This window comes from Dyadobacter sp. 32 (assembly GCF_902506755.1).
In the GTDB taxonomy this organism is placed as follows: domain Bacteria; phylum Bacteroidota; class Bacteroidia; order Cytophagales; family Spirosomataceae; genus Dyadobacter.
This window is the reverse complement of the sequence record NZ_LR735258.1, coordinates 7,003,668-7,029,531: the sequence shown is the minus strand read 5'-3', so window position 1 is coordinate 7,029,531 and position 25,864 is coordinate 7,003,668. Positions and strand designations below refer to the sequence as shown.

The following is a 25,864-nucleotide window of genomic DNA, read 5'->3' as shown; positions in this document are numbered from 1 at the left end:
CGCCGAATTTAAAAAAGCACGAAGTTTTGCAAAACCAGCAATGGTTCACAAACCGTCCTCAACCAAAAAAATAACCATACTTCTCGCTCCATGTGCACCGATGACCAGAGATTGCTCTATATCAGCGGTTTTGGAAGGCCCGGAAATGAAGCAGCCCCAGCCTGTTGTATCGTTTAATCGTTTATATGCATCGTGCATATTGTTTACCAAAGCAGAACGAGAAATTACAAATGCCAGATTCTGCGTAATGAAGGGCAGCACGCGATGGGGTAAATGGTTATCGGAAATCCAAACCGCACCATTTTCGGCTACGCCAAATTCTGCTTGCAGAATGGCTATCTCGATCGTCTCCAGATCGTGCGGATCCGAAACGTGAAGACTGAAGTCGGCCCAGGCTGCAAGTGCAGGAATGGTGGTAGCCCGATTGGAAACGGTATACATTTCACCCACTTTATAAGCAAGTTCAGACAGGTTCTGCACAACCACAACTTCTGTATAAATGGCTGTCAGCATTTCAACAAACTTCGCCTCAGTATCGGCATACTGGCTGTCGAACACGGACCGATCCGGCAACAATGTTTCTGCAGGTTTGTTCTTTGCAATCCGTTGGAGTATTTTTTCCCGTGAAGTCATTTAGAAAATTTAGAATGCGTGATTGGACTCAAAAGCGAATTTGGCTTCCCTTGACAGACAAAGCTTTGCCCTTAGTTTATTCTTTTCGATTTCGTACATACCAGTCTCTGAAGCTTTCTTTTGGCGCTTCGGGCATTTCCCGTTGCTTATACCATGGGTTCATTGCGTTATTTACAACAAACGGCAATGCCCGCATGACGGACCGCCCCAGCCTGCCCGACCATTGATAAAACCTTGGCTGAGACAGAATCACGGACATAGCATTCACGCCGATTTTCTTGCCCGTATGTACATGGCCTCCCTGCACCAGTACCTGCCGCCATTTATAAAGCTGTTCGTGAATGTCGATCTTTACCGGACACACATTGGAGCAGCTCCCACATAAGGTGCTGGCAAATGGCAGATCGGCGTTCTTCGTCATGTCCAGATTTGGCGCGAGAATAGAGCCTATGGGTCCCGCTACCGCATTGTGATAACTATGGCCCCCACTGCGACGATAGACCGGGCAGGTATTCATGCAGGCTCCGCAGCGGATACATTTGAGCGAACTCCTGAAATCAGGTCTGCCTAATTGTTCGCTTCGTCCATTATCTACTATAATAATATGCATTTCCTGGCCTGCACGTGGCTTTTTGAAATGGCTGCTGTATGTCGTAATGGGCTGCCCTGTAGCACTCCTGGCCAGTAGCCGGAGAAATACACCTAAATGATTCTGCATCGGGATGATTTTCTCAAAGCCCATGGAGGCTATATGAAGTTCGGCCAAATGCGCACCCATGTCGGCATTTCCTTCATTGGTGGAAACAACAAAACCGCCCGTTTCGGCAATGGCAAAATTCACTCCCGTTAGCGCCGCTCTTCTCGTCAGGAACTTGTCCCGCAAATGCTGTCTTGCCGCTTCCGTCAGATACTGCGGATCGGTGGCTCCCTCGTCTGTGCCAAGGTGTTGGTGAAACAGATCACCAATATCTTTCTTTTTCAAATGTATAGCCGGTAAGACAATGTGACTGGGGGGCTCATTACGCAGCTGCACAATTCGCTCTCCCAGGTCCGTATCAATTACGTCAATTCCATTTTGAATAAGAAACTCATTCATATGACACTCCTCCGTAAGCATTGACTTGCTTTTCACCATCCGGTCTATCTGGTGTTTCCTGAGCAAGCCCAGCACGATTTCGTTGTGCTCAGCCGCGTCGGAAGCCCAGTGCACCTGCACCCCGTTCTCCTTTGCCTTTTGCTCAAAAGACAGGAGTAAATCGTCCATGTGCGACAGCACATAATGCTTAATCTGCGAGGCGGCTTCCCTCAGCTCTTCCCATTCTGGCAGTTGCATTGCGGATTTATCCCGCTTTTGCCTAACAAACCACAGCGTTTCGTCATGCCAGTTCACATAAGACTCATCCTGATTAAAGGTATCTGATGCTATCGAATGCTCTACAATTGCCTTGGACATAGTTTTCTTAACAATTAGATAATGGGACTATAACTAACCCTCTTTTGATCAAAGATTAAATCAGCGAAACTGATTCAGGTACGTGCAGCAGGCACCGGTGCTATTGGGGTACCGGTTTTTTCAACTTCCACGCTATACTCCCTGCCCCGATACCGCGCCATTCAAAATTTCTGCAATATGCTTCACCTGAACAGGTGAGTTCCTTCTTTTCAACACCCCTTCAAGATGCAGCAGACAGCTCATATCTGATCCGGTAATAAATTCGGCGCCATGCCGTAGGTGATCCGCGACCCGGTCCTTTCCCATCTTAACCGAAACGGCCTCCTCAGCAACACAAAACGTACCACCAAACCCACAACACTCGTCTTTTCGATCCAACTCAACCAATTCCAGGCCCTTCACCTTTCTTAGCAAGGTCTCAGGTTTAGAAAAAGGGAGCGCATTCAGTTCCGACATCTGCGACAGATGCAGGCCTCGCTGCCCGTGACAGCCCTGGTGCAAGCCAACTTTATGCGGAAAGGACGCTTCTATTTTGTCAATTTTAAGTACATCTGTAATAAATTCCACCAGCTCGTATATCTTTTTTCGGAATACCCTGGATTCTTCCACCTTTCCTTCCACTTTTAGGTGATCTTTAATGTGTAAAACACAACTTCCGGAAGGAGAAACAATGTAGTCAAATGCTTCAAATGAATCGTAAATCAGGTTGTTGCAGGATTTGGTCAGGTGCTCAAATCCTGAATTAGCCATAGGCTGCCCACAGCAGGTCTGATTGAGCGGAAAGCCAACCGTACAGCCCAGTTTTTCAAGTAATTCCAAAGTGGCAATACCCACCTGCGGGTAAAACTGATCAACATAGCAGGGAATAAACAACCCGATTTTTAGGTTTGAATAATTCATAAGTTTACCAAAATTCAATGTTGGCAACAATCGGATAGTGATCCGAGACTTCGGGGTAACTACGAATCACCTTATAGCTCTTCACGCGAACCTTGTTGTTAAGTAAGACAAAAATATAATCCATCCGATCTCCTGGCAGGCCCTGATTCCAGGTTTCCAACTGAGATCCCCTGGCCGAATCATGCCATTTTTTTCTAAAGGAAAAATAGGGCTGCTCGTTGGGCCTTGCGCCCATATCCATCCCCAGTACCACGGGCTGCACGCTTCCTTCCAGTAAGCGGTTAATATAAGCGGCCTGCAGCGCCCGATCCATAACCGAGGCGTATTCGAGCCTTGCATTGCAGAAACGAAATGTAAGGTTTCGCGAATGCCTTATCAGTCCGCAAAGCAGCACTTTCTGATCGGAACCGGGCGTAGATGGAAGTGGAAGAACCTGCGTCTTTTCGAATGGCCAGGCGGATAAAATCCCTACCCCTTGTGAGCCATTTCCCGATCGATCTGCTACGCCATACGTGTAATGCATACCTGTCTGCGTCGCGAGTTGCCTAAGTTGGAATTGTACTTTACCCTCCGTCACCAGACTATCCACGGCCTGAAGGGCAATAAGGTCGGGTTTTTGTTCCTGAATGATCCTGAGAATTCCTATCAAATTCGACCGCTCATCTATTCCCTCACCATGACGGATATTGAAACTCATGACTTTGATCTCAATAGAGCGCCGTGGCTGAGAGGCAATAAAAAGGATGGCAGTCGGTATAAGTATAGTTAACAGAAAAAATCTCTTCAAAATCGATACAGGCTAGGTTTATCACCAAAAATCAAATCCAATATCAAAATACTCAGCGGATTTTTGGTTATTAATTATTTCAGTGAAATTTCCATAGCGAATTGTCAGTCAATATCAACACAACCAATTACTCCAAACTTACATCGAATTTTTGAGGTGTAATCTTTCATTCACCGCAGCATACAATTAGTATCCGTTCATTCCAAAGATCTGTTTCATCAAAACCCATTTTTCACCCTTCTTCGCTGAAGGTAAAGCCTCCTGATATTTCCACATCAATTGTTCCCATTCCTGAACTTTCGGATTTTCCGCGTCCATTCTGGCCTTAACCTCGAAATCGAAATCATCTTCGGTTTCCATGATCATGAAAAGTCTGTTATCCAGCCGAAAAATCTCCATATTGGTAATACCCGCATCCCGGATGCTTTTTTCAATTTCGGGCCTGATTTTTTGATGAAACGCCTCATATTCAGCGATCATTACCGGATCATTCACCAAATCTACTGCAAGACAATATTTTTTCATTAGTTAAAAACGATAGTCAATTTTCTACGTGATGAAATAATTTCGTTTTACAACATGTTATCATTCCAACCTATAAAACGAAATGGCGTTTTCTCCCATGATCATTCTTTTTTCAGCGGGCGAAAACGAGCTTATGTAATTGGTAAGGATTTCCTTCATCGCACCGTACTCCGAGGCCACCAAACAAACAGGCCAATCCGAGCCGAACATAATCCTATCTGTACCGAAAGCATCAAAAACAACATCCAGATAGGGCCTGAAATCGGCCTGTTTCCAATTGATCCAATCTGCCTCTGTAACCATTCCCGATACTTTGCAGTTTACATTCGGCAGTTCGGCCAATTTGATAATATCGGCACGCCATGGATCAATTTCACCCTTTTTCACCAGGGGTTTGGCAATATGATCCAGAACAAATCGAACGTTTGGCAGCGTTCTGGCAAATTCGTATGCCTCATTGAGCTGATTGGCATAAACTAAAATGTCATAGGTAAAATCAAACGCAACCAGTTGCCCAACGCCTTTGACAAACCCGGGCCGCAGTAGGAAACCTTCTGGCTGGCCCTGTGCCACATGCCGGAAACCTTTTAACTTTTCATATAACGAATATCTTTCCAGCTGATCGTACAGGTTGGAGGATTGCAGATCGACCCACCCAACCACACCTTTTACAAAATCATTCGCATCCGCCAGTTGAAGCAAAAAAGTGGTTTCTGCCTCGGATTGATCGGCCTGAACGGCCACGCAACCATGCATTCCGTTTGCTTCCAAAACGGGATGAAGATCCTCAGGCAAAAAATCGCGTTGAATAATATGCATCTCGGGTGTGATCCACGAATCTCGGACGGGATCAAAAATCCAGAAATGCTGATGAGAATCAATATTCATTGCCATGTGATGTAAATTGACCTTAAAATCAACGCTTTATGGGTTTGTCAGAGATGATCACAAAGGGGCAGGACTTTGTGTCCAAAGTTGATAACCGTCTCATGACCAAGTCCTGACAATATGCACCCGTTAGTTTCTAACTATACAACCGCAGACCAGGCCACTGCTTCTTGTTTCTGACTTCCAAGTTTTTCTATACCCAGCTCCACAACATCCCCAGGCTTAAGATAAACCTGTGGTTTCATGCCCAGACCTACCCCGGCAGGTGTACCTGTGGTGATCATATCTCCCGGAAGCAGGGTCATAAACTGACTCAGATAACTTACCAGAAAAGGGATCTGAAATATCATATCAGAAGTGTTGCTATCCTGAATTTTCTTCCCGTTCAGCGACAACCACAGATCCAGAGCATTGGCATTACCCACCTCCGAGGCTGGCACAAAATAGGGGCCCAGGGGAGCAAAAGTGTCATTGCTTTTTCCTTTAACCCACTGGCCGCCACGTTCCAGCTGAAATGCACGCTCTGAATAATCGTTGTGAACCGCATAACCCGCCACATAATTCAATGCCTCCGCTTCGTCCACATAGCTTGCCCTCTTTCCAATAATAACCGCCAGCTCCACTTCCCAGTCTGTCTTTTCCGAGTTTCGGGGTATGACTACGTTGTCGTTGGGGCCGCAAAGTGCCGAAGTTGCCTTAAAGAAAACGATAGGTTCTTTCGGCAACTCGGTGGCGCCTGATTCGTAGGCGTGCTTGGCATAGTTCATGCCAATGCAGATAATTTTCGAAGGACGCGCTACACAGGAACCGTAACGGAATCCTGCTTCAATCGCCGGGGCAGATGCCGCATTGGCGTCCAGCCAGGCTGCCAGACGGCTCAATCCATCGGTCGCGAAGAATTTTTCATTATAGTCTTCTCCAAAAGCAGAAACATCAATCTGTGTTCCATTGGGAAGTTCAACACCAGGTTTTTCCTGTTCAAATGCACCAAAGCGGAATAGTTTCATATTAGGTTTTAGCTGTTAGCCATTGGCCATGCGCTTTTTAAATGATAAATTTTCGATATATGAAATAGAATATTGGGCTAATCGCTGATTGCCAATAGCTATTAGTTATTCAATTTTTCAAACCCTCCGTCGATCAGATAGTCACAACCTGTGATAAACCCGGCTTCGTCGGAACAGAGATACAGTGCCAATGCGCCAATCTCGTCAGGCTTGGCCATTCGCCCGATCGGTTGTGTTTTAGATAACTTTTCGAACATTTCGGCTTCTTTTCCCGGATAGGTTTTTGAAATAAACCCATCCACAAACGGGGTGTGCACACGTGCCGGAGAAATGCTGTTGCATCGAATCCCATCGCCCAGATAATCACGCGCAACGGAAAGTGTCATGGAAAACACAGCTCCCTTGGTTGTAGAATACACAAATCGGTCGGGTATGCCTACGGTGGCTGCAATGGAAACCATATTCAGGATCACTCCACCACTGTTACGTTTCAAATGTGGGATGGTGGCAAAAAGGCAATTGTATACACCTTTCACATTTACATTCACCACCCGGTCAAAATCCTGTTCCGAGGTCGTATCAGCTTTTCCAATATGTGCTATTCCTGCATTATTGACCAGAATATTGATGTTTTGCTTGGCTGCAATGGAATCAATTACGCCAATGACATCTGCCTGCTTCGAAATATCCACAGCGTGTGCCTCAGCACGTCCGCCTTCACCGACAATTTCTGCCGCCACCGACTGAGCCAACTCAATATTCAGCTCAAGAATATGAACATGAGCACCTTGTTTCGCAAATGTTTTGGAAATAGCTAATCCTATTCCACTTGCGCCACCCGTCACTAACGCCACTTTACCGTTTAAATCAAACATTTTTTATAATAAGATTTTTGATTTCAAAAGGGAACCCTTCGGATTCTTTACTCAGGGCCCGCTCAATTTCAATTTCCCTTTCAGGCAATCAAAGAGAAACCCCTCTTTTCCAGGGAATAAAATCATCCTGACCAAGCTGTTGCGCTTTTGTCAGTTCTCCGCTTGCTACTTTGATCACATATTCGAGCAATGCTTCCGCGTTTTCCTGGATAGTCTGCGTTCCATCCACAACGGGCCCGCAATCGAAGTCGATCACATCCGGCATGCGATTGGCAAGAATGGTGTTGGTTGCCACCTTTGCAACCGGGCAGATCGGATTGCCGGTAGGTGTACCCAGCCCGGTCGTGAAGAGTATGATATTCGCACCCGCGGCAGTCTGACCAGTTGTGGCTTCTACGTCATTCCCAGGCGTACACACGAGTTGAAGCCCCGATTCGGTAGCCCGCTCTGTGTAGTTCAAAACATCCGTGATGTATGCATTTCCACCTTTTCTGGCTGCACCGGCAGACTTTATAGCATCCGTGATCAAGCCGTCTTTGATGTTGCCCGGTGAAGGATTAAATGCGAATGACGATCCCACAGCCTCCGCTTTTCCGGCATAGTCCCGCATTAGTTTTTCAAATTTGGCAGCCTTTTCCTCAGTCACACAACGATTCAACAATTCCTGTTCAACGCCGTTTAATTCGGGAAATTCCGCTAGCAGGGTTTGACCTTGCAGCCCTACTACAAGATCGGACAAATGACCGAGTACCGGATTAGCAGAGATACCCGAAAACCCATCAGAACCTCCGCATTTTAACCCAACCGAAAGTTTGGATAACGGCGCATCCGCTCTCTCATACTCGTTAATTTTAGTAAGTCCGAGGAAGGTCTCCTTTATTGCGCCGGCCATCAGGGAGTATTCCGTTCCTTTTTGATGTTCAAATGCAAAAAATGGTTTGTTGAAATGCGGATCACGTTTCCGAATTCCATCTTCAAGTATCCTTAGCTCAGAATTTTGACAACCAAGACTTAAAACCGTGATTCCAGCCACGTTTGGATGAACTGCATAAGCCGCAAACAATTCACAGAGCGTAGTAGCATCACCGCGCGTGCCGCCACAACCCCCTTCGTGCGTCAAAAACTTAATACCGTCCACATTGGCAAACGGCCGACTGATATTTTTCTTAACGGATGGCTGCTCCGTAAACACCTCAAGACTTTTCAGTTTTCGGGTGTCACCTGCCTGATATAGATGTAAAAACTCACGAACATGTTCGCGATAGATGTCCGTTTGCGCATAACCAAGCTCCCGCTCAAATGCGTCTTTCATGATTAGTACATTTCGGTTTTCACAAAATACCAGCGGAAGTACCAGCCAGTAATTATAGGTCCCCACCCGGCCGTCCGGACGGTGATAGCCCTTAAAAGTACGCCCCTGCCATTTGCTTACATCCGGTTGAACATACGAATACGGCTGGCGATTTGCAGTACTGTAGTCATGCGCGTCATGTCTAAGGTTAAACGTAGTGATCGGCTCACCCCTTTTTATTGGTTGTGTGGCTCGCCCCACCAGCACGCCATACATGATGATCGCACCCCCGGTTTCAATATCTTCGGTTACAAATTTATGCTTTGAAGAAACGCCATAGGGCAAATTATAATGTTGACCATCCCATTCCGCATCGGCACCCGTGGGCAGGTCCCTGAGTGCTACAATTACATTGTCCGAAGGATGAATTTTAATAAGTTGGGACGCCATAGTATTACTTTCTAATATTTATAAATGTTCATGATTACTGTATCCTCTATATACTGTAAATCGCCGTAAATAGTACTTCAAAGTTTGGGACAAATTTCCATATCAGAAAGATAAAACTCCGCATCATTGAATTTATCTACAAATGAATTGAAATATTTCAATTCATTATTTTACAATTATGGCATTTTTTTCAATAATATTGGCATAAAAATAAACAGAATAGCCAAAAATCTGTAATTATAACTGTGAAACCACAATTATTAAAGGTCCCGCGACGATTACAGCAATCGTTTAGTATCAGAAGAGATGTGGTGTTACACTTCTACGACCGGTGGCATTACCATCCCGAACTGGAACTTGTTCATATAGAGCAGGGATCCGGCACCCAGTTTGTGGGTGACAATATTCAGACATTTCAAAGCGGCGACCTGCTGCTGATCGGCTCCAACCTGCCCCACTACTGGCGGTGCGACGAACAATATTTCCAGGGAAATACCCAACTTTACGCGCAGGCAACGGTACTGCACTTCTCAGAGGGATTGTTCGGTGAAGCATTTCTCCAACTGCCCGAAAACAAATCTATTAGCGACCTGCTGGAAAGAGCAAAATGGGGAATGAAGCTACTCGGGCAGGAAAATGAGCAAATAAAAGCACTGATGCAAAACCTGCTTGATCAAAAGGCAAGTAATTCCATCATAACGCTACTGCAGATCCTCGAAAGTCTGGCTCAAAACTCCGAGATCATTCAATTATCCAACACCTTCAATGATCAGGACTATGACCAGTACGATACCGATAGAATCAATCATATATACCAATACTCGCTGGCTAACTTTCAGCACAAAATTTCTATTGAAGAAATTGCGGCCGTTGCCAGTATAAGCCCTCATTCTTTCTGCCGGTATTTTAAGAGCCGAACCCGAAAGACCTATTCCCAATTTCTTCTTGAAATCAGAGTGGGCCATGCCTGTAAGCTTTTGCGGGAGGGAACATTGAACGTGGCACAAACCTGTTTTGAAAGCGGATTCAACAATTTTGCCAATTTTAATAAGTACTTTAAAGTTTATACAGGGAAAAGCCCGTTGCAATATCAAAAAGGTTACAGATAGTTAGGATCTTTGAAGGCAGCACACCTCCATTTTTTTAGGCCATCTACCCAATTGTACATTATATATAGGTATTAATGAAAGTAAACCTTATTAACCTGTTTGACAGGACCATCCATGAAGTGGAGCTCTTCATTGCCGACACGCGAATTAGCCACATAACGCTCATGGGCAAAGAAAACCCTTTGCTGCCATACGCCCTACCGGGCTTTGTGGATGCCCACGTACACATAGAAAGCTCCATGCTTACGCCGTCACAGTTTGCCCGTTTGGCTGTTGTTCATGGCACAGTTGCTACGATCTCCGATCCGCACGAGATAGCCAATGTTGTAGGTTATGAAGGTGTTGAGTACATGATTGAAGATGGAAACAGAGTTCCTTTCAAGTTTTGTTTTGGTGCGCCTTCGTGTGTTCCGGCAACTTCTTATGAAACCGCCGGAGCCACTCTGAACCCCACCGACGTGAAAAACTTGCTCGCCAAGCCGGAGATTGGCTATCTGGCCGAAGTAATGAACTATCCGGGGGTGCTGCATCATGATCCGGATATGATGGCCAAAATAAATTGGGCAAAACACTTCAACAAACCCATTGACGGCCATGCTCCGGGCCTGAGAGGCAAGTCAGCAGAACAATATGCTTCAACCGGAATCACCACCGACCATGAATGCTTCACCTATGAAGAAGCCCGTGAAAAAATTGATTATGGAATGAAAATTCTGATCAGGGAGGGCAGCGCTGCCCGGAATTTTGATGCCCTAATTCCTTTACTTTCTGAGTTCCCGGACCGAATTATGTTTTGCTCCGACGACAAACACCCGGACAATCTTGTTGAAGGCCATATCAATATACTGGTAAAGCGGGCTTTAAAATTGGGCCACAATATTTGGGATGTACTGCAGGCTGCCTGCCTCAACCCCGTAGCGCATTACAATTTACCAGTAGGCTTACTTCGGCCTGGCGATCCCGCCGACTTTATAGTCATCGACAACCTCACCGATATTACTGTTGTTGAAACATGGCTTAACGGAGCAAAGGTGGCACAGGATGGCATCTCCTTTCTGCCCGATATCCGTAGCAGACATATCAACAAGTTTGCCTGCGAAAGAAAAAAAACAGAAGACTTTCAGTGTAAGGATGATAATATCTCGTCAGCAATACGGGTGATTGAAGCCCTCGAAGGACAGCTTATTACCAATGCGCTTTCCCTGCCCAAAAAGGTGGAAGATGGCCTAGTTGTCAGTGATACTGAGCGGGATATTTTAAAGATAGCCGTTGTAAATCGTTATCAGAATACCCCGCCGTCCATTGGATTTATAAAAAATTTCGGATTAAAAGCCGGGGCTATTGCCTCCTCAGTCGCCCACGATTCGCATAATATTATTGCCGTGGGCGTTGACGACGAAAGCCTTTGTGAATCTGTAAACCTGATTATTGATGCGCAGGGAGGCGTTTCGGCCGTAGGATATGGTGAAAGCCATTTGCTGGAACTGCCCATTGCGGGACTAATGAGTGATCAAAATGGTTACGAGGTTGCGGAAGCCTACACCAGATTGGATCAATTTGTTAAGTCAAACTTAAAATCAAAATTAAAGTCACCCTTTATGACACTATCTTTTATGGGATTGCTGGTTATTCCCTCATTAAAGTTAAGTGACCAGGGATTGTTTGATGGAGAGCAGTTTCGGTTTGTATCCCTGTTCGCGAAGTAGCGTACATAATATGATCCTACTATATCATCCTTTTGTTAAATTTAATTTAATCCAATAAATATTTTTAAAATACGTTTTTTTATAAATATATTTACAAGTGTAAGATTGACCCTTATTCAAATATTCCTAACCCATCTTAAATTCCTAACCTACAAATGGCACATTTACGCTACAAGCAAGAAGAAGAACTCAATTTTTGGGATCAGTTCAGAAAAGGAGACGAAAATGCATATGCATGCCTCTACCGCTCCTACGTCCACATTCTTTATCAATATTGCTCGCAGTTCACGATTGATAAACCACTCATCAAAGACTGCATTCACGACTTATTCGTTGAATTATGGAAAAACCGGGCAACATTGGGTGACACCACATCTGTCCGGTTTTATCTTATGGCGTCCATAAAGAGAAAATTGGTACGCCACCTGAATGCACAGCAAAAGCACACCAGTAATGAAGATATCCCGGTGGAATACTGGCATATCAATACACCTTCTCATGAAAATCATCTGATTTCTGAGGAAGAATTTGAGTCAACCAACCAACATCTTAACGTGGCAATCAATGGCTTACCAAGACGCCAGCGTGAAGCCATCTTTCTCAAGTTTTACATGAATCTCAACAACCATGAGATCGCTGATCTTATGAAAATCAATATTCAATCGGTCTACAATCTGGTATTCGGTGCGTTGGGTAATTTAAAAAAACAAATGACGCTGGACAGATTAACGTTCTAAGTGAATCCATTTTCCTCCGGTGAATAGAAGCGTGGCGAACTATGCCACGCTTTTTTTGTTAAATACGAGTATACTTGATTCATCACCCGATAAGACCAACGAATGACCTCAACAACGATACCACTTGCCGAAAGACTTCGCCCACGTGTTCTCGACGATTTTGTAGGTCAGTCCAAACTTCTGGGACCGAACGGACCTCTTCGAAGAGCCATTCTACAGAATACCCTTCCGTCCATGATCTTATGGGGGCCTCCAGGCGTTGGCAAAACTACCCTTGCCCTCATGCTTGCGGATGCCACCAAAAGACAGTTCCATAACCTGAGTGCCATAAGCTCTGGCGTGAAAGAACTTCGCGAAGTTCTGGCAAAGCCGTCGGGTCTTTTCCCCCCTATTCTATTCATCGATGAAATCCATCGTTACAATAAAAATCAGCAGGATGCACTGCTTGGTGCAGTGGAGAAAGGACAAGTTACGCTTATAGGCGCCACCACCGAAAATCCGTCTTTTGAGATCAACTCCGCCTTATTGTCTCGCTGCCAGGTTTACATTCTGGAGGCTTTTGGCGCAGACGAACTCAAACGGCTAGTAGCACGTGCCCTGGAAAAGGATAAGTGGCTGAGTGAAAAGAATATCGAATTCAAATCCTATGATGCCCTTTTCAGACTTTCCGGTGGTGACGGCAGAAAACTGCTGAATCTGCTAGAACTGGTTGTCCTGGCCAAGGGTGAAGAGAAAAAAATAGAGATAACCGACGAGTGGGTTACGGAGGTGGCCCAACAAAATATTGCCCGCTATGATAAATCCGGGGAGCAGCACTACGATATTATTTCCGCGTTTATCAAGTCGCTTAGAGGCAGCGATCCAAACGGTGCCTTATACTGGATGGCCCGGATGATTGTTGCCGGTGAAGATCCGTCATTTATCGCCAGAAGAATGCTCATCATGGCATCCGAAGATATTGGCAATGCCAATCCCACTGCGATAATCATGGCCAATGCATGCATGCAGGCTGTGAACGTGATTGGCTATCCGGAGTGCAGAATCATTTTATCCCAAGTTGCCATTTATCTGGCTACATCGCCCAAAAGTAACGCGAGCTATTTGGCCATTGACATGGCCATGCAGGCAGCCCGCAGCACCGCACACTTGCCGGTACCTCTTCACTTAAGAAATGCGCCTACCAAACTTATGAAGCAAATTGGCTATGGGAAAGATTACAAGTATGCCCATGGATACGAAGGTAATTTTGCACAGCAAAATTTTTTACCCGAGGAGATTAAGGGGCAGAAGTTTTTTGAGCCCGGGAAAAATGCCAGAGAGGAAGAAATCAGAAAAAAATTGCAGCAATGGTGGTCCGAATGGTACCAATATTAAGGGAAGGTACTTTAAAGCACTCAAAAACCATTGCCATCCGGATTGCCTTCCAATCCTTTGGGCTCCTTACCGAAGTATTCGTCTTTCGCCTTATTAAGTTTTTCCTCAAATTTGGAAAAATCCATTTTACGCTCAACCAACGGACATTGCCTCGTTTCAGGCGTAATTACACTCATTAGCTTTCTTAAATTCTCGGGAGTTTGCATTTGTCCGATTAGTTCCCTGAGCCGACCCTCTACTTCTTCATTGCCACGGCCAGAAGGTCCAAACAACTTATAGCGCGATGAATTTTTTACCATTACCGGACGGGTCAGATTCGGAGAACACGTTAATATTGACAGCATACAAACCTACTAATTTTGGGGGGTACAACATCCCACTAATAAAAGTATCAAATATTTACCAAAATGATAGACAGAATAGAATAAACTCGAATTGTAAATATACAAAGCAATGTTTTACAAGCTTATAAAAAGTTTGATTATTCACTGCCCTCCTGACGCTTTGTGCTGGTCACATCAACGTACAAGTTTAATAACCAGAAAAACATAGAACAAATACTTATAATTTTCATAGAATTATTCCTACTAGTTCTGATAGCAACAAAACTTACGAAGGACACATAGAACACCCTGGCAGGTTCTACCCAAAAAACAGTAATAAAAAAAATGAGGAATATTTTAAGAAATGATTAAATTTGTGAATGAAAACCAGATAATCGGTTCTCATAACGTTGAGTAAAATCGAACATCCCGAAGGCAATGCCATTGGGATGTTTTTTTTGGGCATTTCGCATACAATTTGTCAATCCCGTTATCAAAGATTTTACCTCAACACAATTTTAATTTTTGCCGCACCTGGTCATTCTGATTAAAAAATAAAATCAGCCTCACGCAGCAACCTCATAAATGAGCTGGTTTTGAAATAAAATTTTAAAAAATTAGCAGAGAAACTCTTGTAGAATTATTTCGACAATAAGATATAATTACCGGCATAATAGAAGATCCAATGGCTCCATCATTGCCTTTACTTCTCATTGAATGAGCGCATAATATATCAATTCGAAGAATTACATTAGAACCGAAATCCAGGACACGTTCATGAATGTCTGAGGTCTTTCATACGGATTCGATTATGCCTGATTAGCCAGCGGCGTTCCGGCATTCCAAAAGTATGACTAGAGGACTTCCCCCGAAGCGCCGCAATTAACCAAACAGCGCAAAGAATAGCCGCCAGCAAAACCATGATCAATAGGATCGGACCCACGGTACTTAAATCATAAAGGAGCTTTGCCATACTGCTTAAATTAGGTTGATAACAGGGGATGTAAAACAACCATTCCAGAAGACAGCGGCAAGCAATGCGCGGGTGGAATCGGGAATACTCAATTTCATTTAAATATTTTGTAGAGAATAGTCCTCGAAAATCAATATCACACGAGGCTGGAACAAGCAATGGGTACAAATTCCTCAACATGCAGAACTTTGAATAAAAACCAATGTCTGCGAACCAAAAATAAACATACTGGTGTTTACACGCCTATGATGGTAACTCAGGAACGGGTATCCGAAACAGACCGGTAGCCACGGTCTGGAAATATTGAAATGGGTGCCAATCACTAAATATAACATGAATCAAACCAGTTCAGAAAAAACGCCCTCAAGCCTTATGGTTGTGCTGGCATATGCCACGGTATATTTAGTTTGGGGATCTACCTATTTCTTCATACAAAAGGCCGTTCAGACTTTCCCGCCCTTCTTCCTTGGTGCGTTTCGCTTCATCATTGCGGCCGCATTGATGATGACCTGGTGTTTGCTACGGAATGAGAAAGTATTCGAAGTCAAAGCCATAAGGCCCGCTATCATAAGTGGCTTACTCTTGCTCTTCGTAGGAAATGGGATTGTGATATGGACAGAACAATTCCTGCCCAGTGGCATGGTAGCAATTATGGTTTCATCCTCCCCGCTTTGGTTCGTATTACTGGACAGGCCAAAATGGGCTCATAATTTAAGAAATAAATCCACGATTGCTGGCTTGCTGATAGGCTTTGGCGGTGTGGGACTATTATTTAGTGAACAAATTTCAAAGGCCTTTGCAGACATTTCCGGCACAAAAGATATTTATGCAACCGCCCTGCTGATCCTGGGATCCATTGCCTGGGCCAGTGGCTCATTGTACGCTAAGTACAGGTCATCCGGCAATTCCGCCACTGTGAGCACCACCTGGCAAATGTTATCAGCCGGGCTGGCGTTCATGCCCCTGAGTATACTAAGTGGGGAATTAAAAAGCTTTCGCCTTGATTCTATTCCACTGGAAGGCTGGATGGCTGTTGTATATTTGATTATTTTCGGATCTATCATTGGCTTTAGCGCCTACGTATGGCTATTGAAATTCCAACCCGCCACAAAAGTGAGTACATTCGCCTATGTCAACCCTGTAGTGGCCGTGTTACTGGGAATTTTTTTTGGTCTTGAGACCATTTCAAGTATTCAGATTATCGGACTTGCCATAATTCTCGGAAGCGTGATGCTAATTAATTTGCATGAATACAAAAATACGCAAAGGCAGATTAGCTTGTGAGATAACCAAACCAAGAAACCGACTCAAACGAGCCGCTACAAATCGGATATTGATTATGATCCCGGTCCGCTTATGGTTCAAGTTTACACATCAAATGCATAAATGAAGTGAGAAATTTTGTGCTGATCTCCATCGCAGTTTGGATTACCTCTTCATCATCTGCGCAAGTGCATTTCGCGCACAGGCTGGGCGATGCAGCTATGTCCTTAACCGCTCAGCGCGTAAGATATGATCCGAGGTATTTTTCGATTGCTTATCCAAACGGTGATGTACCGGCGGATAGAGGTGTATGCACCGATGTAATTATAAGAGCATACCGAAAGATGGGAATAGACCTTCAAAAAGAAGTCCACGAGGACATGCGGAGTCATTTTTATCTATATCCCAAAAACTGGTCCATGACAACCACCGATAAAAACATTGATCATCGGCGGGTGCCCAACCTCATGAAATTCTTCTCACGCCAGGGAAAGGAATTGCCAATTACACAAAATGCGGATGATTACAAAACGGGCGATATAGTTTGCTGGAGTCTGCAAAGGGGTATGACGCATATAGGCATAGTGGTCAACAGAAAATCCGCCGATCGAAACCGGAATCTGATTGTTCACAATATTGGCAGCGGGCAGGAAGTGGCTGATTGCCTGTTTACCTATCCAATCATTGGCCATTATCAATATCGCAAACAATAATATGCTTCAAGGCTCTGCATGAATCAAAAAAAGCGGGCACTTCTGTACCCGCTCCTGACTACGATCTTACCCGGGAATTATCGCCCGGCAACTGGTATTGCAAAAAACAAACTGACCTGAATGACACTGTTTTTAAAATCAGGGTTGGCAGCAGCCGTTTTATCGAAATTCCCAACTTTCGAAATACCTGCCAGGTATCTGGCCCCGATTCCCAGTCCAAAGCCCGCCTGATAACCCAAGCCTGCTCCCACGGCAAGGTCCAGGTTTTTCGAGAAATGATCAATGGTTTGATCAGGAATATCTTCTCCGGTTCGGAAAGAAACCTGTGGCCCGACTTCAAAATAGAATCCACCCGCAGACCTAAACTTCGCCATTACGGGCACCGCCACGTAGGTAGTCTTAAAATCTCTTTTTTGAGAACCGTTATCAATTTTGGCTCCCTGCGTTGAAAAAAGTACCTCGGGTTGCAGGGAAAAAACCTTCCCTATTCCCAAATTGAGAATACCACCCAAATGAAATCCCACCAACGCATTCGACTCAATATCGCCCCCGGTGTAATTGCTGACATTTAGTCCTACTTTAGGCCCCAGGGAAATCGTCTGTGCGGAACTGACTGTTGCAGACACAACCATACACATAAGTAACAGTGCTTTCTTCATGTTATTTGATTTTTATGAGTTAATACAAATTTTGTATTACAATGTCTGTAAAAATTGTACCAGTTTCCACGCAGACTGCAGTTTTATTAAGGATATTACACCGATTGGGTATATGCTTATCGTCTCTACCTTCAAGAAGATCAACTAATCTCTATCGAGCAAACGCCATACCACGCCTAAAAATTAGGGGGCAATTCCAGGAAAATTTAGGTAATGAAGACAAATATCAACCTGGTAACTTTGTATTCACAATCCAGATCACATACACGCACTAAAATTTAAAAAGTTTCATAACGTTGAGTAAGCGGACAACCCATGCACTTTGTGTTTGGGCTGTTTTTTTTATCACCTACGCACCTCACAAATCCTGACTACCAAAACTATGGATCAAGTCAAAAACTTGTGGAGTGCATAGGATTTATCTAGGTTTGTGTTTTTAATCAAACCCGTTTGTTTTGGAGAGTTTCTTGCCTATTGTTCAGTTTTTATTACCCGAATTCATTCTAGAAAATTTCAATCTTACTTCCGTAGACAAAGACGGAGATACTTTTCACGTCCGCATCGAAGAAAAGAACGCTGCTGATAACGATCCAGACAAGAAAAATTTACTCTCCAAAGGCTTCTTTCCTACCATCACGATTCAGGATTTCCCAATTCGCGGACATAAAGTTTTTCTTCACATCAAACGGCGCAGATGGTTGAATACCAAGACCGGCAAAGTGGTTTACAGGGACTGGAGGGAAGTAGCAGAGGGAACGCGAATGACTAGTGAATTCGCAGCTTTTTTAAAAGAAATCGGTCGATACCAACCCGAATAGTGCCTGGACAATCGGACGGTTATATGGAGTGAATGGCAAGGATCTGCTACGCCAATACCGTGATTTCCAAAGCGGATTCAAGGACTGGGGCCAACGAGGACATGCTAAAAAGTGGCTTTTGTTTCCTGAAAACATAGGTTCTCACCTTTCTATTGACGAGACTAGTCTTTCCCGTGGCGAGCTCTACACAATTCTTACAAACAAAGCTGCAAAAGGTGGGCGTGGAAGTATAGTGGCCATAGTGGCGGGGACTAAAGCCGAAACAGTTATTGAGGTTATCCGTAAAATTCCCGAATCCCAACGCAAAAAGGTAACGGAAATCACCCTGGACATGGCTGGCAGCATGGAAATGATCGCAAAACGATGCTTCCCGAGAGCTACGCGCGTTACGGATCGTTTCCATGTACAGAGATTGGCCACAGACGCTTTGCAGGAAATGCGCATAAAATACCGCTGGGAAGCTCTGGATCTGGAAAATGATGCTATCGAGCAGGCCAAATCCACTCATGTTGAATATGTAGCCGAAGTATTGCCAAACGGGGATACCATTAAACAGCTGTTGGCTCGCAGCAGGTATGCGCTTTACAAAAAGCCAAACACCTGGACTGATAATCAAAAGGAACGAGCCCAATTAGTCTTTGAGCGCTTTCCCGACCTCAAAAAAGCATATGATCTGGCGCAAGAGCTTAGTAACATCTTCACCAATACTACTGAAAAGATTTACGGGCTAACCCGGTTGGCAAAGTGGCATGAAAAGGTCCGACAATCCGGGTTTAAATCATTCAACACAGTTGCCAGATCAATAGAGAATCACTATAAAACTATCGTAAATTATTTTGACAACAGGAGTACCAACGCTTCAGCCGAGTCCTTCAACGCAAAGATCAAAGCATTTAGAAGTCAGTTCCGAGGGGTTCGTAACGTGGAATTCTTCCTTTACCGCCTAACTCAGTTATATGCTTAATCCAAGTTAGTCCACAACATTTGGTTTTGATCCAAAACTATCGCGATCCTCCGGCCAGCAGTTGCTTATGTAAATAAGGCTATGGCGACTGTTTAAAGGCATAAAAACGAAAACAAAATACCGTTTAGATAAAAAATGCCTAATTTTATTGACTTGCAGGATTTAGGCGGGCCGCCTAAATACCATACTGGCAAAATAAAACCTTTTACATCAACTTATCCGAAAATTGCCCAACCTTCGGCTTAAACTCATAAAAACGGATTCTGCGCATTACAGTCTCCGGAAAGAGTTTTCTGCCGCAGCAGGCTTTATTCCACGAGGTATTAAAATAAAGCAAACCTTAGCTTGAATAGTGATTATAGTTATCCATGCTAATTTAACAATGAACCATTTTTGGTTCGCCGAAAGTGACTGTTATGAATATTTCCCTAGTTGACGACCACATTCTGCTCACAGAGGCCTTGAAGAGCTCGTTATTGAAAATGCCCGAAGTAAATGCTATACATACCTACTGCGGTGCGGAGGATTTTCTGGAAGATAAACAAACCACTTTACCCGATATTTTAATCATGGATTTGATGATGAACGGAATAAGTGGAATGGATCTCCTGGAAATCTGCCGAACCAATTTCACAAAGGATCTGAAAATCATTATTTTATCATCCTCAACAGATGCACAGACAATAAAACAGGCAATCCGGAAGGGCGCCAACGGCTTCATGTCGAAATCGACTCCGCTCGACGAACTTAAAGATGGTATCCGTCAGGTTTTAGACGGTAAACAGTACATTGGAAAATCGGTTAGAGATAATCTTCTCAATAGTATTTTCACCGAAGAGCAAGTCGTTTCACATCTTTCACCACGTGAGAAGGAGGTTTTGAACAAGGTTTGTAGCGGGCTAACCATTAAGGAAATTGCCTATGAGCTTAAATTAAGCGCTCATACCGTTCAATATTATCACCGAAATGTAATGGACAAGCTCAAAGTAAAAAGAACCACAGACCTGATTGTCTATGCGATGAAAAACGGTCTTTACGTTCCCGAGCAGAAAGGTAATTAGTTTAACGATCTAACCGATTACCGGCATCATAAATAGTCGGCGAATTACGACCTTGTTGGCGAAGCCGTGTCGAAATGGATATCTTGGACGATTTCCTTCGCGGCCCGGTTTCCCTGAGTTGATTGAAATCTTAAACGCGATTGTTTCTGCCTAGCGTTTGGCGTAAAAATCAGGAATAGGATTAAGAGCCGGAAAATTTCTCTGGTGCCAGTAGGGATACACAGGCGGTCTTTCACTTACAGCATCCAGTTTCTTCACTTGTTCTACCGTTAGATTCCACCCTACCGACCCCAGATTCTGCTTCAGTTGCTCCTCGTTCCTTGCCCCTATCACCACACTGCTCACGGTTGGCCGCTGGAGCACCCAGTTTAAAGCAACCTGAGCAACGGTCTTCTGCGTTTCAGCTGCCACTTCATCCAGGACATCGATCAGGTTATAGAAAAAATCTTCGGGTACCGGCGGTCCTTCTCCTCCACCCTGAGCAATGCGACTATCGGCGGGCATAGGCACATTACGACGAAATTTACCTCCCAGCCTGCCCGCATTCAAAGGACTCCATACAAGTGTACCAATATTCTGATCCATTCCCAAAGGCATTAGTTCCCACTCCAGTTCACGGCTTAACAAAGAATAATGCGCCTGATGGGCCACATATTTTGACCACCCATATTTTTCTGAGATTGCCAGGGACTTCATCAGGTGCCAGCCAGAAAAATTCGAGCAGGCGATGTATCTGACTTTACCGCTTTCAACCAGGTGGTTCAATGCACTTAGCGTTTCTTCCACTGGCGTCACGCCATCAAAACCGTGCATGTGATATATATCAATATAATCGGTTCGCAACCGGCGCAGGCTATCTTCACAAGCTTTGATCAAATGAAACCGGGAAGAACCGTAATCATTGGGCCCCTCACCCATTTTGAAAGTTGCCTTGGTCGACAAAATGATCTCATCACGGAGACCGACAATTGCCCGCCCCAATATCTCCTCCGACAATCCATTTGAGTACACGTTTGCGGTATCAAAAAGATTAAGACCCGCATTTAAGCACAGACTGACCATTCTGGTCGCTTCTTCAACCTGGGTATTTCCCCACTTTTTAAAAAACTCGCCACCACCGCCAAAGGTTCCTGTACCAAAACTCAAAACGGGCACCCTGAGGCCCGAAGCTCCTAACTGCCTGAATTCCATAAATTATAATTTTTTATTTCAATATCTCCATTATTACTCCCTTGCAACCGGCCGGTCGTTTCTCGACCATTCACTCCATGAACCTACGTAAAGCGACGGAGTTGGCAAATCCGCCTCCGCGAATGCCAATATGGTGTGACAGGCGGTTACCCCGGACCCACAATGAATAATCACATTTTTCGCACCTGTTTCTCCGAGAGCCTCTTTATATTTTTCACCTAATTCATAGGCAGACAAGAAGTCTCCGTTATCATCAAGATTTCCGGTGTAAGGAATATTGATAGCACCAGGGATATGCCCTGCAACCAGATCAATAGGTTCACTTTCTCCTCTGAATCGGTAGCGTTCCCTTACATCAATGATCATTCCATTTTCGGATTCTGCCACTTCTGCTACCTGGTCGGCACTAACAGTAGGCAACTCCCAGCCAACAATGGGATAGGAAGGAAACTCCGTCAAGAGCGTTACCATGTCCGTTGTAACAGGCAAACCTGCGGCGACAATGCCATCCCAGCCGCCATTTACGACGTATACCTTCTCATGACCGGCGGCTCTCAGCATCCACCAGAATCTTGCGGCCGCATTCGCACCCTTTTTATCATCATACACGACAACGGTCGTACTTGGCATAATGCCCAAAGTTCCTAATAGCTTGCCAAAGTCTGAAGGACTGGGCAACGGATGCCTTCCTCCATCGGCTGCATCTGAAGTCTTTTGCGACAACTCTGTTTCCAGGTCCACAAATAAAGCGTCTTCAAGATGCCCATCGCTAAATCTTTCAAAAGCGTCTGCACCGCCACGTGCATCTACAAAAACGGTATCACCTGCGGCTCGTAAACCGGCTATATCTGCGGGATTGACTATATGCATAAATATCAACGGGTATCACTGTGAAAATTAAAAGACTAAAAGTAACTATGCTCACCGGCATTTACAATCCGTAAATGAAAGGAGCCGATATCAGACTTTCTAATCGGCAAAAAAAACAGATATACCATATCTCCTATTGACCTCAGGAGCATCCGTCAGCATCTGGATCGCCCCACCATTCCCGCGACAATTCCAAGCCATGGATGCCGGCTCTGGGATATGCCATAGCCGCACTGGCTCTCAAGACAGAATGCAGTAGATAGTGCGCACGCCATCCCATACCTTATGACAACCGGCACCCGAACCTCCTTACGCCAGAATGCTTTGCTTTCAAAGGCAAACCATTTACGGCTATCTTCATTTTAATGAATGCAAATAAATCAAAGGCCAAATTATGTAATTTGACCGTTCCTAATTATTTTTACTAGCGTACAAAAAAACTCTGTGACGATTTGTTAATTCTTGTATTATATGGTCTAAAAATGTAATCATAGTTCTATTTTCAGATCCATACGACCTGATAATGGACACAGTGTCTTTTAACGCCAAATCCATCTTTAATGATAGTGTAGACTTTTTTTAATTTACTTTCATATTAATTCTAGGATAAGGTCATTGTTTGAAAATTAAACACTAATATTGTCTTTACGTAATATAAACTCCTCTTTCAACCGATACCTCACAACAGCGTTGGCTAGCCATCTCAAGATTGAATGGGAAATTATACCCACTCACTAAATGGCAAGCCGATAATGATCCACACCTATATTGAAGTGAGCTTTTTAATGAGAAGGCCAGCATAGTATATTAAGCAAACATTCATCAACGTATATAGTAATCTTAACCAACGAGTTGTCATTAAGGTGTTCATTAATTCGCGTTAGATGGAAATAATTTTACTCAACATATGAATCCAAAGAAAGACTTGTTAATCATTGACGATGAACCAAGTATCTGCAAAATACTTGAACATTTCCTGAAAAAAGATTTCAACGTAACCGTAAAACATGATGGTTCAGAGGGTATGCTTTGGCTGGAACAAGGCAATAAAGTAGACTTGATAATCGCTGATCTCTACATGCCTAACCTGAGCGGCAAAGAATTTCTGAAAGTCGCCAAGGCAAGTAACCTGTACTCCGAAATCCCCATCATTATGCTTTCCGGCTCCGATGACAGTGGCGAAAGGATCCAATGTCTGAATCTGGGTGTAGACGATTTCATGGTGAAACCGTTTAACCCTATGGAGGTACATGCCAAGATCAATGCCATCCTTAGAAGAAGCAACCGGTACTCGTAATCCAAAGGATACAATGGAAGTTACACAAACTCCTGTAAAATTGGCTACTGAGCCAAAATATCAGTCCGCGCAATTCAGAGTCCTTTATCTCAACAATAATTTTGCTCAATACTTGAGCTTTATCGATCGGTACAAAGATTCACTACAGGTCGAATATTTCGATACCCAGCAAAGTGTTCTTGAAGCACTTAAGGACAATTTCCCGGCAGACATCGTGATTGCCCATGTGGATAGCGGGGGTTGGGAGTTATTGGATACCATTCGCAACAGCGCGGCTTTTGGAAACATCCCTTTTGTGCTACTGGTAGACAAGCTTACACCCCAATTGATCCAGGCAGCACGAAGCAAGCATGCCGATGATATCTTTCCGATTGACTTTATGCATGGTGATCTTATTACAAGAATTGCCTATTTCAGAAAAAGGCAATGGTATGTTGCCAGCAAGGCCTCTCAGCGGATAAGTACAATAAAAAACCACACTCCGGGCTGGAAACGGGCCATTGACATAATAACCACCGGAACCGCGGTTATTCTTCTTCTTCCTGTATTTCTCCTGGTTGCGTTGCTGATTCGCTTAGACTCAAAGGGCCCCGTTTTTTACAGTTCAAAAAGGGTTGGAAGTGGTTACAAAATATTTGACCTGTACAAATTCCGCACCATGCGAACTGATGCCGACCAGCTTATCAGAAAGATGGCTGCACTGAGCATGTACAACAAAACGCCGGAACCTATTCAGCAAATTGAATCAAATAACCTTTGTGCCGATTGTATTGCTGGCAATCAATGCAAAAGCTTGCTTTTTCATGACGGAAAAGAGATTTGCGAAAAAGTATATCATTTTCAAAGGGATCAAAAAGCTGCGTTCATGAAGTTCCAAAACGATCCGCGAATTACACGTATCGGACAATTTCTTAGAAATTCGAGCCTGGATGAATTACCTCAGCTGATCAATATTCTCAAAGGGGATATGTCACTCGTAGGCAACCGTCCTTTGCCTTTGTATGAAGCAGAAAAGATGACCACTGATGGCAAGATACTCAGGTTCGCAGGCCCAGCCGGGCTTACCGGCCTATGGCAGGTAACCAAAAGGGGCAAAGGAAAGGCTGATATGTCGGAGGAAGAAAGAACCCAGCTGGATGTAACCTACGCGAAGGAATTTTCGTTCAAAATGGATTTTATGATTATTATGAAAACATTTCCTGCTCTCCTTCAGTCGGAGAATGTGTAGCCTGTATCCATGGAGATTACCACAAGGTATTCTAAGCAGGTTCAAATCAGGACACATTACCCAACCGTTATTTATGCTATCAGACCTTTACCCACGCTTGCTGCTCCTCATCGTATTTCTTAATCACCCGGGCCGGGTTCCCCACAGCAACCGAGTAGGGGGGGATATTTTTGGTAACGACCGCCCCGGCAGCAATGATCGACTGTCTACCGATGGTAACGCCTGCAGTAATAACCGCGTTGGCCCCTACCCAGCAGTTATCCTCGATTACAATGGGAGCCGTGCTTACACCCTGTACACGAATCGGCCTCGAAATGTCATTATAGTTATGATTGAGTCCGCTCGCAACTATGTTTTGCGCCAGTATCACATCATCGCCAATCGTAACCGGCCCTATGATTACATTTCCCAGCCCGATCAGAGAATTGTGTCCGATGATAACCGCACCCACGCCATTGTTGATTGTGCTAAAATCTTCGATCACCGATTTATTTCCAATCGCAAACTTATTGAAAGGAACAACGTCCATGCGTACCCAGGAACGGATAATAACGCCTCGTCCCTTTTGATGGTAAAACCGGTTTAGGAATAGCCTGACCCACAGGCGCGGGCGGGCCTCATCGCTTGGAATAAGCATCCAGTGAAATACCTTTTTAAGCCGGGCATTGCCCTTGATATAGTTAGCGAGCGACATTGAAGAGAAGTTATTATAACAACGTTGAATAATGACTTTCCGAAAAATCCATTTTTGAATTACAGAAGGCAGACA

At 44.3% G+C, this 25,864-nt stretch carries 25 protein-coding genes; 11 read left to right on the top strand and 14 right to left on the bottom strand.

From position 1 onward, the window contains the following. Positions 1–45: 45 nt before the first annotated feature. From DYADSP32_RS28720 to DYADSP32_RS28680, 9 genes are all read right to left on the bottom strand, one after another. On the bottom strand, positions 46–633 hold the full coding sequence (locus DYADSP32_RS28720) for an LUD domain-containing protein (protein ID WP_149239540.1): 588 nt from the start codon (positions 631–633) through the stop codon (positions 46–48). Between the two features lie 76 nt (positions 634–709). Further along, on the bottom strand, positions 710–2,086 hold the full coding sequence (locus DYADSP32_RS28715; RefSeq protein ID WP_149239541.1) for a lactate utilization protein B: 1,377 nt from the start codon (positions 2,084–2,086) through the stop codon (positions 710–712). Between the two features lie 132 nt (positions 2,087–2,218). Next, positions 2,219–2,986, bottom strand: a complete 768-nt coding sequence (locus DYADSP32_RS28710; protein WP_149239542.1) for a (Fe-S)-binding protein — start codon at positions 2,984–2,986, stop codon at positions 2,219–2,221. A 4-nt stretch (positions 2,987–2,990) separates the two neighbouring features. Beyond that, positions 2,991–3,683: an endonuclease/exonuclease/phosphatase family protein gene (locus DYADSP32_RS28705; RefSeq protein ID WP_149239543.1), complete on the bottom strand. Its 693-nt coding sequence runs from the start codon at positions 3,681–3,683 to the stop codon at positions 2,991–2,993. Between the two features lie 276 nt (positions 3,684–3,959). Then, entirely contained in the window at positions 3,960–4,298 is a 339-nt protein-coding gene (locus DYADSP32_RS28700) for an L-rhamnose mutarotase (protein WP_149239544.1), read from the bottom strand. 60 nt (positions 4,299–4,358) lie between these two features. Then, positions 4,359–5,186 carry an amidohydrolase family protein gene (locus DYADSP32_RS28695; RefSeq protein WP_149239545.1) on the bottom strand — a complete coding sequence of 276 codons (828 nt, stop codon included), beginning with the start codon at positions 5,184–5,186 and terminating at the stop codon, positions 4,359–4,361. Between the two features lie 140 nt (positions 5,187–5,326). Beyond that, positions 5,327–6,193, bottom strand: a complete 867-nt coding sequence (locus tag DYADSP32_RS28690; protein WP_149239546.1) for a fumarylacetoacetate hydrolase family protein — start codon at positions 6,191–6,193, stop codon at positions 5,327–5,329. A 101-nt stretch (positions 6,194–6,294) separates the two neighbouring features. Continuing rightward, positions 6,295–7,068, bottom strand: coding sequence for an SDR family oxidoreductase (locus DYADSP32_RS28685; RefSeq protein ID WP_149239547.1), 774 nt, complete (start codon positions 7,066–7,068; stop codon positions 6,295–6,297). Between the two features lie 88 nt (positions 7,069–7,156). Beyond that, entirely contained in the window at positions 7,157–8,809 is a 1,653-nt protein-coding gene (locus DYADSP32_RS28680) for an altronate dehydratase family protein (RefSeq protein ID WP_149239548.1), read from the bottom strand. A 245-nt stretch (positions 8,810–9,054) separates the two neighbouring features. Here DYADSP32_RS28680 and DYADSP32_RS28675 point away from each other — a divergent pair, with 245 nt between their 5' ends. The 4 genes from DYADSP32_RS28675 (at position 9,055) to DYADSP32_RS28660 (ending at position 13,735) form a co-directional block, all read left to right on the top strand. Next, a complete protein-coding gene (locus DYADSP32_RS28675) occupies positions 9,055–9,918 on the top strand; it encodes an AraC family transcriptional regulator (RefSeq protein WP_149239549.1) in 864 nt (287 codons plus the stop codon). Between the two features lie 74 nt (positions 9,919–9,992). Further along, positions 9,993–11,624 carry an adenine deaminase gene (ade, locus tag DYADSP32_RS28670; RefSeq protein ID WP_149239550.1) on the top strand — a complete coding sequence of 544 codons (1,632 nt, stop codon included), beginning with the start codon at positions 9,993–9,995 and terminating at the stop codon, positions 11,622–11,624. A 155-nt stretch (positions 11,625–11,779) separates the two neighbouring features. Continuing rightward, positions 11,780–12,361 carry a sigma-70 family RNA polymerase sigma factor gene (locus DYADSP32_RS28665; protein WP_149239551.1) on the top strand — a complete coding sequence of 194 codons (582 nt, stop codon included), beginning with the start codon at positions 11,780–11,782 and terminating at the stop codon, positions 12,359–12,361. Between the two features lie 102 nt (positions 12,362–12,463). After that, positions 12,464–13,735, top strand: coding sequence for a replication-associated recombination protein A (locus DYADSP32_RS28660; protein ID WP_149239552.1), 1,272 nt, complete (start codon positions 12,464–12,466; stop codon positions 13,733–13,735). A 20-nt stretch (positions 13,736–13,755) separates the two neighbouring features. On the opposite strand, the gene DYADSP32_RS28655 is transcribed toward DYADSP32_RS28660, so the two are convergent. Next, positions 13,756–14,079 carry a hypothetical protein gene (locus DYADSP32_RS28655; protein WP_149239553.1) on the bottom strand — a complete coding sequence of 108 codons (324 nt, stop codon included), beginning with the start codon at positions 14,077–14,079 and terminating at the stop codon, positions 13,756–13,758. Between the two features lie 1,285 nt (positions 14,080–15,364). Here DYADSP32_RS28655 and DYADSP32_RS28650 point away from each other — a divergent pair. Together DYADSP32_RS28650 and DYADSP32_RS28645 are read left to right on the top strand one after the other, a co-directional pair. Beyond that, entirely contained in the window at positions 15,365–16,315 is a 951-nt protein-coding gene (locus DYADSP32_RS28650) for an EamA family transporter (RefSeq protein ID WP_414618139.1), read from the top strand. A gap of 107 nt (positions 16,316–16,422) precedes the next feature. Continuing rightward, positions 16,423–17,007, top strand: coding sequence for a DUF1287 domain-containing protein (locus DYADSP32_RS28645; RefSeq protein ID WP_414618138.1), 585 nt, complete (start codon positions 16,423–16,425; stop codon positions 17,005–17,007). A gap of 77 nt (positions 17,008–17,084) precedes the next feature. Here the strand turns inward: DYADSP32_RS28645 and DYADSP32_RS28640 are convergent, their stop codons facing one another. Then, complete coding sequence (locus tag DYADSP32_RS28640; protein ID WP_149239554.1) at positions 17,085–17,666, bottom strand: porin family protein; 582 nt, start codon at positions 17,664–17,666, stop codon at positions 17,085–17,087. A gap of 455 nt (positions 17,667–18,121) precedes the next feature. On the opposite strand from DYADSP32_RS28640, the gene DYADSP32_RS28635 reads away from it, so the two are divergent. The 3 genes from DYADSP32_RS28635 to DYADSP32_RS28625 all read left to right on the top strand — a co-directional run bounded on the left by DYADSP32_RS28635 (position 18,122) and on the right by DYADSP32_RS28625 (position 20,509). After that, entirely contained in the window at positions 18,122–18,484 is a 363-nt protein-coding gene (locus DYADSP32_RS28635; protein ID WP_149239555.1) for a transposase family protein, read from the top strand. A gap of 28 nt (positions 18,485–18,512) precedes the next feature. After that, complete coding sequence (locus DYADSP32_RS28630) at positions 18,513–19,448, top strand: ISL3 family transposase (protein WP_414617432.1); 936 nt, start codon at positions 18,513–18,515, stop codon at positions 19,446–19,448. Between the two features lie 416 nt (positions 19,449–19,864). Further along, a complete protein-coding gene (locus DYADSP32_RS28625; RefSeq protein ID WP_149239557.1) occupies positions 19,865–20,509 on the top strand; it encodes a response regulator transcription factor in 645 nt (214 codons plus the stop codon). Between the two features lie 150 nt (positions 20,510–20,659). On the opposite strand, the gene DYADSP32_RS28620 is transcribed toward DYADSP32_RS28625, so the two are convergent. Beyond that, entirely contained in the window at positions 20,660–21,700 is a 1,041-nt protein-coding gene (locus DYADSP32_RS28620) for an aldo/keto reductase (protein ID WP_149239558.1), read from the bottom strand. 33 nt (positions 21,701–21,733) lie between these two features. Further along, positions 21,734–22,570, bottom strand: a complete 837-nt coding sequence (locus tag DYADSP32_RS28615) for a sulfurtransferase (RefSeq protein WP_149239559.1) — start codon at positions 22,568–22,570, stop codon at positions 21,734–21,736. Between the two features lie 907 nt (positions 22,571–23,477). On the opposite strand from DYADSP32_RS28615, the gene DYADSP32_RS28610 reads away from it, so the two are divergent. Then, positions 23,478–23,867, top strand: coding sequence for a response regulator transcription factor (locus DYADSP32_RS28610; RefSeq protein WP_149239560.1), 390 nt, complete (start codon positions 23,478–23,480; stop codon positions 23,865–23,867). Positions 23,868–23,880: 13 nt separating this feature from the next. Further along, positions 23,881–25,095 (top strand): sugar transferase, encoded by a 1,215-nt coding sequence (locus DYADSP32_RS28605; protein WP_149239561.1) that lies wholly within the window; start codon positions 23,881–23,883, stop codon positions 25,093–25,095. A gap of 79 nt (positions 25,096–25,174) precedes the next feature. On the opposite strand, the gene DYADSP32_RS28600 is transcribed toward DYADSP32_RS28605, so the two are convergent. Continuing rightward, entirely contained in the window at positions 25,175–25,789 is a 615-nt protein-coding gene (locus DYADSP32_RS28600) for an acyltransferase (RefSeq protein WP_149239562.1), read from the bottom strand. Positions 25,790–25,864 lie beyond the last annotated feature (75 nt).